The 13,805-nt window shown below is 56.7% G+C and carries 9 protein-coding genes; 6 read left to right on the top strand and 3 right to left on the bottom strand.

Annotated features, from left to right (window positions below; all coding sequences use genetic code 11):
- Window positions 1-34 precede the first annotated feature (34 nt).
- Window positions 35-1,069 carry a histone deacetylase family protein gene (locus JUI81_RS01690; protein ID WP_204123526.1) on the bottom strand — a complete coding sequence of 345 codons (1,035 nt, stop codon included), beginning with the start codon at window positions 1,067-1,069 and terminating at the stop codon, window positions 35-37.
- Window positions 1,070-1,188: 119 nt separating this feature from the next.
- Here JUI81_RS01690 and JUI81_RS01685 point away from each other — a divergent pair, with 119 nt between their 5' ends.
- Window positions 1,189-1,689 carry an Lrp/AsnC family transcriptional regulator gene (locus tag JUI81_RS01685; protein WP_018925946.1) on the top strand — a complete coding sequence of 167 codons (501 nt, stop codon included), beginning with the start codon at window positions 1,189-1,191 and terminating at the stop codon, window positions 1,687-1,689.
- Window positions 1,690-1,869: 180 nt separating this feature from the next.
- On the opposite strand, the gene JUI81_RS01680 is transcribed toward JUI81_RS01685, so the two are convergent.
- Together JUI81_RS01680 and wrbA are read right to left on the bottom strand one after the other, a co-directional pair.
- Window positions 1,870-6,684 carry a M10 family metallopeptidase C-terminal domain-containing protein gene (locus tag JUI81_RS01680; RefSeq protein ID WP_204123525.1) on the bottom strand — a complete coding sequence of 1,605 codons (4,815 nt, stop codon included), beginning with the start codon at window positions 6,682-6,684 and terminating at the stop codon, window positions 1,870-1,872.
- Window positions 6,685-7,208: 524 nt separating this feature from the next.
- Complete coding sequence (gene wrbA, locus JUI81_RS01675) at window positions 7,209-7,811, bottom strand: NAD(P)H:quinone oxidoreductase (protein WP_007938311.1); 603 nt, start codon at window positions 7,809-7,811, stop codon at window positions 7,209-7,211.
- Between the two features lie 316 nt (window positions 7,812-8,127).
- Between wrbA and JUI81_RS01670 the strand changes: the two genes are divergently transcribed.
- The 5 genes from JUI81_RS01670 (at window position 8,128) to JUI81_RS01650 (ending at window position 13,752) form a co-directional block, all read left to right on the top strand.
- The gene (locus JUI81_RS01670) at window positions 8,128-9,396 is read left to right on the top strand and encodes a cystathionine gamma-synthase family protein (RefSeq protein ID WP_204123524.1); all 1,269 of its coding nucleotides are present in this window, start codon (window positions 8,128-8,130) and stop codon (window positions 9,394-9,396) included.
- A gap of 136 nt (window positions 9,397-9,532) precedes the next feature.
- A complete protein-coding gene (locus JUI81_RS01665; RefSeq protein ID WP_019578958.1) occupies window positions 9,533-10,969 on the top strand; it encodes an amino acid permease in 1,437 nt (478 codons plus the stop codon).
- A 51-nt stretch (window positions 10,970-11,020) separates the two neighbouring features.
- Window positions 11,021-11,911, top strand: a complete 891-nt coding sequence (locus tag JUI81_RS01660; RefSeq protein WP_204123523.1) for a LysR substrate-binding domain-containing protein — start codon at window positions 11,021-11,023, stop codon at window positions 11,909-11,911.
- Window positions 11,912-11,929: 18 nt separating this feature from the next.
- Window positions 11,930-13,318: a threonine synthase gene (thrC, locus tag JUI81_RS01655; RefSeq protein WP_204123522.1), complete on the top strand. Its 1,389-nt coding sequence runs from the start codon at window positions 11,930-11,932 to the stop codon at window positions 13,316-13,318.
- Window positions 13,315-13,752: an Lrp/AsnC family transcriptional regulator gene (locus tag JUI81_RS01650; protein WP_018925939.1), complete on the top strand. Its 438-nt coding sequence runs from the start codon at window positions 13,315-13,317 to the stop codon at window positions 13,750-13,752. Before thrC ends, JUI81_RS01650 begins: the two co-directional genes overlap by 4 nt.
- Window positions 13,753-13,805: the final 53 nt, after the last annotated feature.

The raw sequence follows: 13,805 nt of genomic DNA, 5'->3' as shown, positions 1-13,805 counted from the left end.
TCAATAGTTGAAACGCTGCGATTCAGGGGATGACTCAGGCGCGTTTGCTCTCGTAACCATGCAGCACGTTGACCGCATTGATCCCGATTTCATCGACCATGTAGCCGCCTTCCATCACGAACAGGGTGGGGCAGCCCACGCCCGCTATCAGCTCACCGATGCCGATGAAGTCTTCGCTTTCCAGCAGAAAATGGCTGATGGGATCGTCCTTGAACGTGTCGACGCCGAGTGAAATAACCAGCACTTCAGGGGCAAATTGCTGGAGTTTTTTGCAGGCGTGGAGCAGGGCGTTACGGTAACTTTCCCAGGTGGTGTTCTTCGGCAACGGGTAGTTGAGGTTGTACCCTTCGCCGTGGCCGGCGCCGACTTCGTGGCTGTAGCCTGAGTAGTACGGATAGGACACCGTCGGTTCGCCGTGCAGCGAGACAAACATGACGTCACTGCGCCCGTAGAAAATGTTCTGGGTGCCGTTGCCGTGATGAAAGTCGACGTCCAGTACCGCGACACGTTTGGCGCCTTGGGTAATGGCGTGCTGTGCGGCAATGGCGGCGTTATTGAGATAGCAATAGCCGCCCATGTATTCACGTGCTGCGTGATGGCCCGGCGGGCGGCACAGGGCAAAGGCACTGTCGTGGCCTTCATCGATCAACGCCAGTCCGGTCAGCGCGATATCGGCGCTGGTTTTTACCGCTTGCCATGTAGTGGCGGTGATGGGGGAGCCAGCGTCCATGGCGTAGAAACCCAACTTGCCGTCGATGTAAGTCGGTACTTGCTCGTTGGCCAGATCGCGCACTGGCCACACCAGCGGCAAGGCATCGTGGGTGCGTCCGGTTGCGCTCCATTCAGACCAGGCGGATTCCAGAAAGGTTACGTAGCGCTCGCTGTGCGCGTTGACATAGCACGACCGGTCAAAGGCTCGCGGTTCGATGATCTGACCAAGCCCGACCTGCTTGACTCGATGATGGACGGTATCGGCCCGACTGGGCTGTTCGAAGGACGGCTTGAGCACGCCGTCTTTCAATTCGGTGCCGTGGTGTAAACGGTGGGAATCACTGAAAACTGTAAACATTGTGCGCATCCGTTGATGTGAACCAGTGCAAATATTTTGTTCTGGTACGGATGCGATTTCTTTGCTTTGTTTTCGGTGTTTGGTAGATATTACGGGAGGTTTTACTCAGGAATGGCGTAATGCAGAAAAAAACATCCAAGCGCATCAGTCTCGACGACACCGACCTGGCGATTCTCGCATTGCTGCAGGAGGATGCGAGTATCTCCAACGCCGAGCTCAGTGAGCGTCTGTCGTTAAGCCTTACGCCTTGCTGGCGGCGGCGTAAGAGAATGGAGGAGGCGGGAGTGATCAAGGGCTATCAGGCTAACCTTGATCGACGAATGCTGGGGCTGGATATCATGGCGTTCGTGCATATCCGTTTTTCCACCCACGCCGATCACGCCCCCGACGACTTCGAGGCGGTGATTGCGCAATTGCCCGAAGTGTTGTCCTGCCACAAGATCACTGGGGATGCCGACTACGTGCTGCAAGTGTTGGCGGAGGATCTTGATAGCTACAGTGACTTTATCGAGCAGGTGCTCAGGCGTCAGGTGGGTATTGCCTCCATCCAGTCCAGCCTGGCATTACGCGAGGTCAAGACCAGTAGCCGTATTGCGATACCGAAATCGAGCAAGGACTGAAGGGCAGGGGTGGATCACCTTTCTAAAACCCACCTTGACCGAGTTTTTTTCTCGCTGGCGAAATTGACGCCTGCCCCCGTACCAGAATGCAAAATGCAGGAGCGGGCAAGCCCGCTCCTGCATTTTGACCTGTGGCTGTCCTCGATTTTTCGAGCACTGCAAATCCCTTTTGGGCGTAATTCAGGCTGTGAAGTCGCTGGCGTGCAACTCCGTGACGCCCACCAGTGTGATTTCGAACTCGGGGGCGGCGTCGGCATCGACACTGCCGTAGAGAATGCCATCGGCAAAGCGCAGTTCGCCGGTAGCGTCGGCAGGGTCGAAGGCGTTGGCACCGATGAAGGTGAAGGCGTCGACAGCGGTGGTCATCGGGTTAGCGTCCAGGCCGGTGAAGTCCAGATGATCACCCTCGGTGCTCTTGAAGCCGTTGATCACATCGCGTAAAGCGCCGGCGCCCATGTCCGACAGCGCATCAAACACGTAGGTATCCGCGCCAGTGCCTCCGGTGAGGTTGTCGGTGCCGGCACCGCCGATCAACCGGTCATCGCCCGAACCGCCCACCAACGTATCGTTGCCCGCGCCACCGTTCAGAACGTTCGCGCCGCTGTTACCCGACAGCGTGTCGGCGTAGGCGCTTCCCGTGAGGTTTTCGAAGAGCTTCACGGTGTCGAGCCCGGAACCCACGGTGTTTTGCTGCGCTGACGTCGAGAGGTTGACGGTAACGCCAGACGCGGCGCGTTCAAAAGACACGGTGTCATTGCCCTCGCGTCCGTCCAGCACGTTGTTGCCGGCTCCGGCGAATAGCGTGTTGTCCAACGCGTTGCCCGTGCCATTGGCGGCGCCAGTGCTATCGATATACAGATGCTCGACGTTGTTGCCGAGGGTATAGGCCGCCAGGCTGCTGTGCACGCTGTCGATCCCACCGGACAGCGCATTGCTGTTGATCTCGATCACGATGTCGTCGGCGTTGTCGACATAGTAAGTGTCGCTGCCATCGCCGCCGCTCATGCTGTCGCCCCCTGCGGCACCATCGAGCACATTATTGCCGGCATTGCCGGTGATGAAGTTGTGCTGCTCATTGCCGGTGCCGTTGATGCCCGACACGCCGGTGAGCACCAGGTTCTCGAGATTGGCGCCCAGGGTCCAACTGACCGAGGCCTGTACCGTATCGATCTGCGAGGTCGAGGTGTTGCTTTCCACCACGCGGTCGAGCACGTTATTGACCACATAGATGTCATTGCCATCGCCACCGGTCATGGTATCGGCGCCCAGTCCGCCATCCAGCGTGTCGTTGCCCGAGCTGCCCACCAGGGTATCCGCCTGGTCGGTGCCGGAAATCAGCTTCCGGTTGTTATCGAAAATGTCCTGCACGCTGTTGTTGTCGTTGGGGTTGCCCTGGAAGCCAAGGTCATTGGCGATGTAATCGGCCAGGCGCTGGCCGACGATTTCCGCCGATTCCTCGTGCAGGTGCCAGACGTCGTCGGGATACGTCAGCGCATCGACTTCGTGGCGCAAGGGGAGATCGGTGTAGTCCACCGCCAGCTTGACGTCGGCGCGCTCGGTGGCGATGGCTTCCTGGGCGGCGCGGACATAACCAACCCCCTCGACGACGGCGGCAATCTTGTCTTCCGAATAGCCACGGGCACGCGCCGCGTCCTGCTCGTAGTGACCAGTTTCCATCATGTACACGTCGAAGTTGCCGAGCTGGGCATGCAGGTAATCAAACACCTTAAGGGTCGCAGCCTTGTAGGCCGCCGCTGCCGCGGCCTTGTCCGTGGCTTGGGCGATCTCCTGAGCGGCTTCCTCACCCTGGCCCCAAATGATGCCCATGGTGACGTTATTGATCGATTGCAGTTCGCTGCGCTGGTCGCTCAGCAGCGTCACTGCGCGCAACAGAGCAGCCCCGGGTTGGTCGGTGTCGGTCAGCCACCAGCACAGCTTGAGTTCCTCGGCGCTGAGCGTCGATAGGCCGGTGACCGTGCTGCCGCCCACCGCGATGTCGATGCCGTTGCCATCGGCATCGGTGAACTGGCTGCGCACGTCATAGGGGGTGTAGCGGTCCAGGTCGTTGACCAGCATCGAGGTGCCGGACTGATTGTCGTCCTCCGTCATGCGCAGCAGGCGTGCATTGGATTGGCCGAGGGTGGGCAGGTAGAGGATGTCCTGCTGGGCGTGCTGGCCAAACACGAAGTCACTGGCGGTCAGGGTGTTGAGGTAGTTGCCGCTGAGGGCGATTTCAAAGCGATTGCCATTGGCATCCGCTTCGGCGGACTTGATGTAGGTCTTGTCGCCGGCCGTGTTGAGGGTGATGTACAACGTGCCATTGTGGCCATCGCCAAGGCCGACAAAGCCCAGGCCCGACACATCGATCTTGTCGACGCCCGCGGTGAAGTCATAGATCGTATCGGTGGCCGTGACACCACCCGTGTCGTAGTCGCGGTAGCTGTCGAGCAGGTTGGTATAGCGGAAGGTGTCGGCACCGTCGCCACCATACAGCGAGTCGCGTCCGGCACCGCCGTCGACGGTGTCGGCGCCAGCGCCGGCCTTGATCGTGTCGTTGCCACCGAGGCCGAGGATTAGGTCGGCACCCGCCGTGCCGTTGAGGGTTTCGGCATTGTTGGTGCCGGTGACGGTGTTGGCCACTACCAGATCGAAGCTATCGCTGGCCGATGCACCGGCCGGGTCCATGGCCTTTATCAGCACGTTGTAATTGCCGGATGCGGTGCTGGTCGGCGTGCCGCTGAAGGTCAGGTTGGTGGAATTGAAGCTCAGCCACGCGGGCAGGGCGCTGCCATCGGACAGGGTGGCGGTGTAGTTGAGGTTGTCATTATCCGCATCGGTGAAGCTGGTGGCTGGCACCACGTAGCTAAACGGGGCGTTTTCGGTTGCGTTCTGATCCAGCAGCGGCGTGGCCAGAACCGGCGCGTGGTTGGTCGGTGACGACGTGGCGAAGACGAAGTTGGCGCTGGTCAGCTTGTCGAGGTAGTTACCGCTCAGTGCCACTTCGAAGCGGTTGCCATCGGCGTCGGCAGTCAGGGACTTGATGTAAGTCTTGGTGCCGGCACTGTTGAGCACCACGTACACGGTGTTGTTCTTGCCATCCCCCAGGCCGGTGAAACCCATGGCCGAGAGGTCGATCTTGTCGGCGGTGATATCAAAATCGGTGATCAGGTCGGCAAGGTTGGCACCGCCGGTGTTGTAATTGCGGTAACTGTCCAGGCGATTGGAGAACACAAAGGTGTCCGCTCCGGCGCCACCGGTGAGGGTGTCCATACCGGCGCCGCCGTCGAGTTTGTCGTCGCCCGCGCCGCCATTGAGGCTATCGTTACCCGCCAGGCCGAGCAGGGTGTCGGCCGAATCACTGCCCAGCAGCGAGTCGTTGCCGTTGGTGCCGGTGAGCACACGATTGAAGATGAAATTGCTCGCGGTCAGAGTGCTGGCGAGGTTGCCCGAGAGTATCAATTCGAAGCGATTGCCACTGGCGTCGGCATCGTAGTCCTTGATGTAGGTGCGGTTAGTGCTGGCGCTGTAGCTGACTTGCAAGGTACTGCCATGGCCATTGCCCAGGCCGGTGAAACCGAGGCCGGCGAGGTCGATCTTGTCCTGGGTGACGTCGAAGTCGGTGATGGTGTCATCGAAGCTTGCGGTTGCGTTGCGATAACTGTCGGACTGAGTGGTGAAACGGAACGTATCGGCGCCGGTACCGCCGGTGAGTTTGTCGATGCCTGCACCACCCACCAGAATGTCGTCACCGGCCCCGCCATTGATGGTGTCGTTGCCGGCCACACCATAGAAAATCTCGCTGCCGGCGCTGCCCAGCAGGATGTCATTGCCAGCTGTGCCTTGCACGGTGATCATCGGCACCGTGTCGCTGACGTAGCTGCCGTCGCCATAGACCAGCGTCGCACCGTTGCTGGTGTGGCTGATGGTGTTGCCGATGATGGCGTTGCGATCGGTGCCGTCTTCATTGCGTTCCGCAACACCGTAGGTCGACAGGTTGCTGCCGGTGATGATGTTGCTCTGGATGGTGTTATCGCTGCCGTTGTAGTACTTGCCGGACACACCCAGGGTGTCGTTGTAGGACTGGATGATGATCTCCGGTACGGGGTTGCCCAGGGAATTGCTGTTGAGCGTGTTGTCGATAAGCTCGACGTGGTTGCTGCCGTAGATGCGGACCCCGGCGCTGATGTTGTCGTGAATGTCGACGCCGCTGACTGTCACCTCGCTGGACATTTTGATCAGCACCCCTTCGGCGCCGTTGCCATACACTTCGCCACCGGTGATGGTGATGTTGCTGGGGGAGGGGATGTTCTCGCTGCCGCGCTGCACCACGATGCCATTGCCGCCGTTGTTGTAGGCAACGTTATTGGTGAGCGTGAAGTCGTGGGTGCTGGTCACGATATTGAAACCGTGCCGGTCGTTGTCGTAGGCGACGTTGTTTTCGAAGGTGCTGTTGCTCAGGAAGTCAGCGACGAAACCGTCCAGGCCGTTGCCGTGGGACACGCTGTTCTTGATGACCATATTGACGGTCTGCTCATGGGGGTCGAAACCGTACCCGGAGCAATCCTTGATCTCGACGCTGTCGAGGGTGACGTTGGAGTCGTAGCCTGCTTGCCCGGGAATGTAGCCGTTGAACCAACCGTCGATCTTGCCCGTGGTGTTGTCACGGTTGCCGTCGATGGTGAGGTTGCTGACGCCAAAATCGTGGGTTTGCTCGCCATAGGCGGAGCGGATGACTCCGGTGATCTTGGTGTCGGAGCCGTCAGCCACCTTGACGGTGGTTGCCCCCATGCCGTCGCCGTACAGGTAGACGTTGCTCTTGAGCATCAGGCAACCGTCGGAAGGTTCCACTCCTCCCGAAACGATATAGGTCCCGGTCGGCACGTAAACCTGCCCCCCGCCTGCGGCGGCCGCCGCATCAATTGCACGTTGTATCGCCGCTGTGTCGTCAGTGATGCCATCTCCTTTGGCGCCAAAATTTTGTACATTGAAAATCATGAGCTTATCTCCGTATCAGGCAAGAACCTCGGAAGATGCCAATATTCCATCGACAGCCAACGGTTATGACCGAGCGGAGAGCAAAAGTGTGTGACCACATATCGGGGATGTGTCAAAAAACCGGACTAACTGATTAGCGGTTGAGAAGGTGTTTCAAAAAAGTAACAGATTGTTGACGCTCACTCCGGTAGCGAGCGATGGCTCTGTGGGAGCGGGTTTTCATCATTGAGGTGTATTACGAGATGCTATCGATAGCCCGCAGGTGCGCTTCAGCAATGTTGTATGCGCGATGCTTGAGCTGGAGGTGTATGAGAGCGGTATGGGTAATGAGGAGCGACCTCACTGGAACGTCGCTCCTCTGAATCCAAAAACGCTTACGTCGTCTTCAATGACTCCCGACGCGCAAGGCTTTCTCTAGAATCGCCAAGCCACCAGCGAGTATCAGCGGCGCGGTGGTGAAGTCCGCCCCGGCGTTACACAGGCTAGCTCCTGTCCTGCAACACGCGCCCATTCAGGTGCTTGCGTTAACCCGCGATCTTTATTGCAAGCTCAGCGACGTGTTTACCCTGGAAACGCGCAATATCCAGTTCATTCTGTGACGGTTGCCGTTTACCGTCAGCGCCTGCCAGGGTGGTCGCGCCATAGGGCGTACCGCCGGTGATCTCGCTCATGTTGGTCAGCCCTGCGCAGGTGTAAGGCACACCCACGATGACCATTCCTTGATGCAGGAGTGTGCTGTGAAACGACGTAATCGTGGTTTCCTGGCCACCGTGCTGGGTGCCGGTCGATGCAAAGACACTGCCGATTTTCCCGACCAGCGCGCCGCTCATCCACAGTCCGCCGGTCTGGTCGAGAAACGTGCGCATCTGTCCCGCCATATTGCCGAAGCGAGTCGGTGTACCAAAGATGATTGCATCGTAATTGCCCAGCTCGTCAGGTGTCGCCACCGGTGCCTTCTGGTCAAGTTTGACGCCGATGGCTGCTGCCTGTTCGGCCGGGATGGTTTCAGCGACACGCTTGAGCGTCACGTCTGCGCCGGGTACGGATCGTGCGCCTTCGGCCACTGCGCCAGCCATCGTTTCGAGGTGACCGTACATTGAGTAATAGAGAACCAGTACCTTCGCCATGATTTTTCTCCTGGATTAAGCGCCATTCGATGGGTTAGGAAGATCTTGGGTTACACCACTGCCAACGAACTGCAGCGGCAGGCGTAGCACTCGGTCACGAACAAAACGGCGGCTCACACCCACCCGACTGCAGGGACTTTGACGGCATGCGGATTAACACTAGCAGCTCCGTATGCTGCCTGCCCGGTACCCAGCCATTAAAAAAAGTACCCCTTACTCCCGGATATCATGATTTTTCACAAGCATGAGCTTTCCATATAGTCCTCCCAAGCCCACTTGGAACACGGTTGTGTTTCCCTTGATGCGAGACAACTTTATGGAAAATAAGAAACACGCCGTTCAAGCTTCAGAGGTTGGGATGGGGACTCGAGCCGTATGGGGAGGTGAGCAAGTTCAACATCCTTACAATGCGACCCAGACACCCATCGTGGTCAGTGCCGCCTATGGCTATGACGATATCGATAAGTGGTACGACGTGGCATTGGGAAAGGAGCCCGGCTTCATTTACAGCCGGATGAGCAATCCCACTGTCTGCGTCTTGGAAGATAAACTCTGTGAGCTAGAAAACGCAGAGTCGGCTGTAGCTTTCAGTACCGGAATGGCTGCAATTAGCGGTGTACTACACACCTTCCTGTCCTGTGGGCAGCGCGTGATATCTACGCGTGACAGCTACGGCGGTACGAACAAGATTTTCGAGGAGTTTCTTCCACGCATGGGTGTGGAGGTAACTCTTTGCGATACGCTCGACACTGTGGCACTTGAGCAGGAGATCGCTAAAGGCTGCAGCGTCCTGTATCTGGAAACACCCTCGAACCCAACGCTGAAAATCGTTGATATTCGGCGCCTTGTGGCAGCAGCGAAGCGAGTGGGCGCTTTGGTTGTTGCAGACAATACATTCGCGACACCTCTGAATCAGAATCCGCTCGCTTTAGGCGTTGATGTGGTTGTGCACAGCGCGACCAAATTCCTGTCCGGTCATGGTGATGTACTTGGCGGCGTGGTTTGCGGTGCCGAGCATTTGATGTCTCAAGTTCGCCACTACCGCGAAATCAATGGTGCCTCGCTGGATCCTTTTTCGGCGTATCTAATCATCCGAGGCATCAAGACACTGGCTCTGCGTCTTCGCCAGCAACAGGCGAGCGCGAAGCTTTTGGCCGAGTACCTCTGTACCGAACCGCTGGTTGAGTCGGTGAACTATCCGGGGTTGCCTCAACATCCAGGTCATGACATCGCTCGTTCGCAAATGAACGGATTCGGGGCCATCGTCAGCTTCGTACTGAAAGGAGGCATGGACACAGTGACTCGTTTGCTACCGCTGCTCAGATATGCGCATCGGGCGGGTAATTTGGGCGCTGTCGAGACCATCTATGGGCCGGCTCGGACGACCAGTCACGTGGAAAATACCTTGGAAGAACGTCAGGCACTTGGAATCTCCGAAGGTTTGGTTCGAATATCCATAGGTATTGAAGATTCAGCAGATTTATTGGCTGACCTAAAACAAGCTTTCGCTTTAGTGCGAGGTAAACATGGTGATACGAGCTTTAACACTGATAGTGCCCAACGTTTCATTGAAGTAGAAACCTGAATACGGGCAGGACGCTCGAGATTCATCTTAAGGCCTTCATGAAGAATGAAAATAATAAAATCCAGCGACGACAAATTTGTACTGCCCAACAGCCAGTTATAAGGCGTTTGTCCGAACATTTCATGAGAATAAAACTATGTCCACGCATATTGAAGATCATCAGTCCGACCCAAACTCGCGTTTCAAAAAGGAAATGCAAACACGCCACATCGTTATGTTGGCACTGGGCGGTGTGATCGGTACGGGGTTATTCCTTACCTCCGGTTACACGGTTAATCAGGCAGGGCCGCTCGGTGCAGTGATTGCTTACATCATCGGGGCAGTGATGGTGTATTTAGTCATGGTCTGTCTCGGTGAATTGGCTGTACAGATGCCAGAAACCGGATCTTTCAGTAGTTATGCAACGCGATACCTGGGACCAGGCACAGGCTATACGGTGGCTTGGCTTTACTGGCTCACTTGGGCAGTAGCTATCGGTTCAGAGTTCACAGCTGCGGGCATACTGATGGTTCGGTGGTTTCCTGATACACCGGTCTGGATTTGGAGCGCGCTGTTTGCCATCGCCGTTTTCTTAAGCAATGTTGTTTCTGTTCGGTGGTTTGCGGAGACTGAATTTTGGCTTTCGCTGATTAAGGTGCTGACCGTTATCACATTCATTGCGATTGGCGGAGCGGCAATTTTCGGTCTTATTCAAGTACAGAGTTTGCAGGGGGCGGGACTTTCCAACTTCACACGTGAGGGGCTTTTTCCTACTGGGTTTTTACCCATTGCAATGACCCTCCTGGCTGTTTCATTCGCATTTTCCGGAACTGAGCTGATCGGGATTGCGGCAGGCGAAGCGCAAGATCCACAAACTAGCGTGCCCAAGGCAATCCGCACGACAGTGGTACGTTTGGCGCTGTTCTTCGTGGGGACCATTTTCGTCCTTGCGACGTTACTGCCACGAGAGCAAGCGGGGCTCGTAGAAAGCCCGTTCGTGATGGTGTTTGAGCTGATTGGCATCCCATACTCTGCCGACATTATGAACTTCGTCATTCTCACGGCACTGATTTCCGCCGCTAACTCGGGGCTGTATGCAGCGTCCCGAATGCTGTGGACATTGAGCGATCAAGGACATATGCCTAAGCGCTACGCCAGGCTCTCCAGTCGGGGTGCACCGGTGAACGCCATCGTTCTTAGTATGGCGGGTGCAGTGGCTTCTCTGCTCAGCAGTGTGTTTGCCCCTGATACGGTCTACTTGGCCTTGGTGTCCATTTCCGGTCTGGCGGTCGTGGTCGTGTGGATGAGCATTGCTGCAAGCCAGATCGCATTCCGTCGTCAATATGTCGCTAATGGCGGACGAGTTGAAGACCTGCATTTCCGTGTACGCGGCTATCCATGGGTGCCTATCGGTGCACTGTTGTGTTGTCTGCTGGCCTGTGTGGGTATCGCTTTTGATCCTGAGCAGCGAGTGGCGCTTTACTTCGGCCTTCCCTTTATCGCGTGGTGTTACTTCGTTTACTGGATCACTCGAAACAAGAGAGCAGAGCGGTTGGCTTTAGCCGCAGCAGTTCATTCCTCTGGCACCGCGTGAGTTTTTCAGGCAATGATCGAGCATAGATAAAGCCCTGATGAGGTTGCGCCGATGAGTCAAAAGTCACTACCACCCTTGAACTGGTTGAGGGCATTCGAAGTATCGGCGCGTTGTTTAAACTTTACCCACGCGGCGCAAGAACTCCATTTGACTCAAGGGGCTGTGAGTCAGCAGATCCGTCAGTTAGAAAGTCACCTCGGTGTGGCGCTGTTCAAGCGCTTACCTCGAGGACTTGGCTTGACCGAGGAAGGGCAGTCGTACCTGCCTGTCGTACAAGACGCGATCAGTCGCCTTGCAGTCGGCACAAACGAGATTTTCGGCCAGCGCAATCGAAGACATTTGAAGGTGCGTGGCAGCCTTTCCTTTCTTCACTATTGGTTGGCCCCCCGACTCGCAGATTTTTGTCGGGAGTATCCCCAGATTGATATTCGATACATCAGCAATATTTGGGTGAAAGAACCGGACGGCGAAGATGACCTGGAGATTCGCTGGGGATGCGGTGAGTGGTCGGGCTTGCACGCTCAGCGATTGACTTGGGACATCCTTCAGCCTGTTTGCTCCCCAACGCTCATGGCCAGTTCACCCATACATGAGCCACGCGATTTGATGAACCATTCACTGCTTCACGTGTTGGGGTACGAAGAAGGTTGGGGTTACTGGTTGAAGCGAGTTGGTGCAGATGACGTCGACTACTCCCGTGGCCCTCAGTTTGACACGCTGATTTCCACGATCCGCATGGCCGAATTGGGGCAGGGCGTTGCGCTGGCACGGTCTTCCGTGGTCGAGGATTTGCTTAAGAGTGGGCAATTGGTTGCGCCATTCAATTACCGAATCGAGGCAAGCGAATCCTTTTATCTGGTGCACGAACAGAACGAAGTGCTATCGCCTGATGCCGCACATTTTTCTACCTGGCTGGTGGCGCAAGCCCATCGCCTTTTGTAAAACTGATTTGGAGTTGCCATGGATTATGTAAGCACTCGCGGCGGCGACATGCGTGCTGATTTTCGCAGTGTGGTTCTGTCGGGGCTCGCCGAAAATGGTGGTCTCTATGTCCCAGCCAGTTTGCCTGTCTTTACCGAGAAACAGATTGCCAGCTGGTCGTGGCTGCCGTTTGATGAGTTGGTTTGGCGAGTGATTTCGCCTTTTGTCGGCTCTTCCATAGACGAAAGCACCCTGCGTGCCTTGCTCAGTGACAGCTATCAACAATTCAAGCACCGCGCTATTACGCCGCTTGAGCAAATCGGGCACAACGAGTGGATACTCCAGCTGTTTCATGGCCCGACCGGTTCTTCCAAGGATTTCGCCGCGCAATTGCAGTCGCGCCTGGTCGACCATTTCCTGAAGGAGATCGGTAAAGAAGCGTTGGTGGTCGGTGCAACTAACGGTGATACCGGCGTCGCGGCGCTTGAAGCCTTTGCTAACTGCCCGGCCGCCCGCATGGCAATACTGTATCCGCGCGACGGGCTTGCGCCTGAGCAACTCAGTGCCTTGCAGGCAGCCGACCCGCAGCGGGTTCAGCTGTTTCCGGTTGACGGTAATTTCGATGATTGCCAGACGCTGGTCTCCCGACTCTTGCGCGAGTGGCCGTTGGACGGAGTATTGCCGGTCTGTTTCAACTCGACCAATTGGATCGGCGTCCTGGCCCAGATCGTTTTTTACTTCCACGCGGCCTTGCAACTGGGCGGTGGCTCGCGTCCCGTTGGCTTTAGCGTTCCAGCTGCCAGCTCGGCCGAAATCTACGCTGGTTACATTGCGCAGAAAATGGGATTACCCATCAATCAGGTGATCATTTCCACCAACAGCAATGATGCCCTGCACCAGTTTTTTCATTGCAATCGGTACTCCACCCGGATGACTAATCGAACAGTGTCGCCGGCGATGGACTTCTCGTTGTTTTCCAACCTGGAGCGGTTTATCTGGGAGATTTACGAGCACGATAGCTGCTCAACAAAGACACTGATGGAGCATTTTGAAAGTTGCGGAGAAATGAGCATCGGCAACCAGCAATGGCTACGTGCTCGAGTACTCTTCGATTCCTATGCCGTACACGAATCCCAAGTGCGCGATGAAGTAGTCGAACTGTTCCGAGAGACAGGCTCGGCCATCGATCCTCACACCGCTGTCGGTGTACTGGCCGGCAGGCTTCATCGACGCAGTCTTGGCGCGCCGATGGTCACCTTCGGGCAAATTGCGCCGGCCAAGTCAGCAGCGCTGTTGGCCGAACTGGGCGTCTGGCAAACAAGCGTTCCGAGCACTGTCGAGGTGCGCGCGCAACCACCGTACCTGGCCAAGGGCGATCTGGACGGTCTGTGCCAGGCTCTTCGTCTGGCGCAGCAGAGGTCTGCATGAAGCGCATTCTAGATCCGTTGGACGAACGCATACTGGCCGAACTTACCGCCAATGCGCGAATAGCCCATATCGAACTGGGTGCCAAGATCAACTTGTCACGCAATGCGGTGCGCCAGCGTATCGAGCGTCTTGAGCGCGACGGTGCGATCCAGGGCTATACGGTACTTCTCGGTGAGTCGCGGCGGCCTACGTCGCTTATCAGCGCGGTGATCTTTGTCTACCGCTACGACCGCATGCGTGGCGAAGAAGTACTGACTGCGCTGCGCTCCATTCCCGAAGTCGTGCAATGTGAAGTACTCAGTGGTGAGTTCGATTTAATGCTGCGTGTGAATGCCGCCACACCTGAACGAGTCCATCTCGTGTGGAAGGAAATCGCGGCCATGCCAGGGGTGGAAAACACCGTGACATCGTTCGTCCTTTCTGCGGTGTTTTGACAACTTCGTGCTTGGGCAAAACGCTCAACTAATACAGCACTCTGCCATATTCA

This window comes from Pseudomonas sp. 008, from assembly GCF_016861935.1.
Lineage (GTDB): Bacteria > Pseudomonadota > Gammaproteobacteria > Pseudomonadales > Pseudomonadaceae > Aquipseudomonas.
Note: the sequence above shows the minus strand (reverse complement) of the source record. Positions and strands in the feature narration are given on the sequence as shown.

Excerpts from the sequence above, each read along its gene's own strand:
- JUI81_RS01680 (WP_204123525.1), bottom strand. The coding sequence starts at position 6,684 with ATGATTTTCAATGTACAAAATTTTGGCGCCAAAGGAGATGGCATCACT.
- JUI81_RS01685 (WP_018925946.1), top strand. The coding sequence starts at position 1,189 with ATGCAGAAAAAAACATCCAAGCGCATCAGTCTCGACGACACCGACCTG.
- wrbA (WP_007938311.1), bottom strand. The coding sequence starts at position 7,811 with ATGGCGAAGGTACTGGTTCTCTATTACTCAATGTACGGTCACCTCGAA.
- JUI81_RS01650 (WP_018925939.1), top strand. The coding sequence starts at position 13,315 with ATGAAGCGCATTCTAGATCCGTTGGACGAACGCATACTGGCCGAACTT.
- JUI81_RS01660 (WP_204123523.1), top strand. The coding sequence starts at position 11,021 with ATGAGTCAAAAGTCACTACCACCCTTGAACTGGTTGAGGGCATTCGAA.
- thrC (WP_204123522.1), top strand. The coding sequence starts at position 11,930 with ATGGATTATGTAAGCACTCGCGGCGGCGACATGCGTGCTGATTTTCGC.
- JUI81_RS01670 (WP_204123524.1), top strand. The coding sequence starts at position 8,128 with ATGGAAAATAAGAAACACGCCGTTCAAGCTTCAGAGGTTGGGATGGGG.
- JUI81_RS01665 (WP_019578958.1), top strand. The coding sequence starts at position 9,533 with ATGTCCACGCATATTGAAGATCATCAGTCCGACCCAAACTCGCGTTTC.
- JUI81_RS01690 (WP_204123526.1), bottom strand. The coding sequence starts at position 1,069 with ATGTTTACAGTTTTCAGTGATTCCCACCGTTTACACCACGGCACCGAA.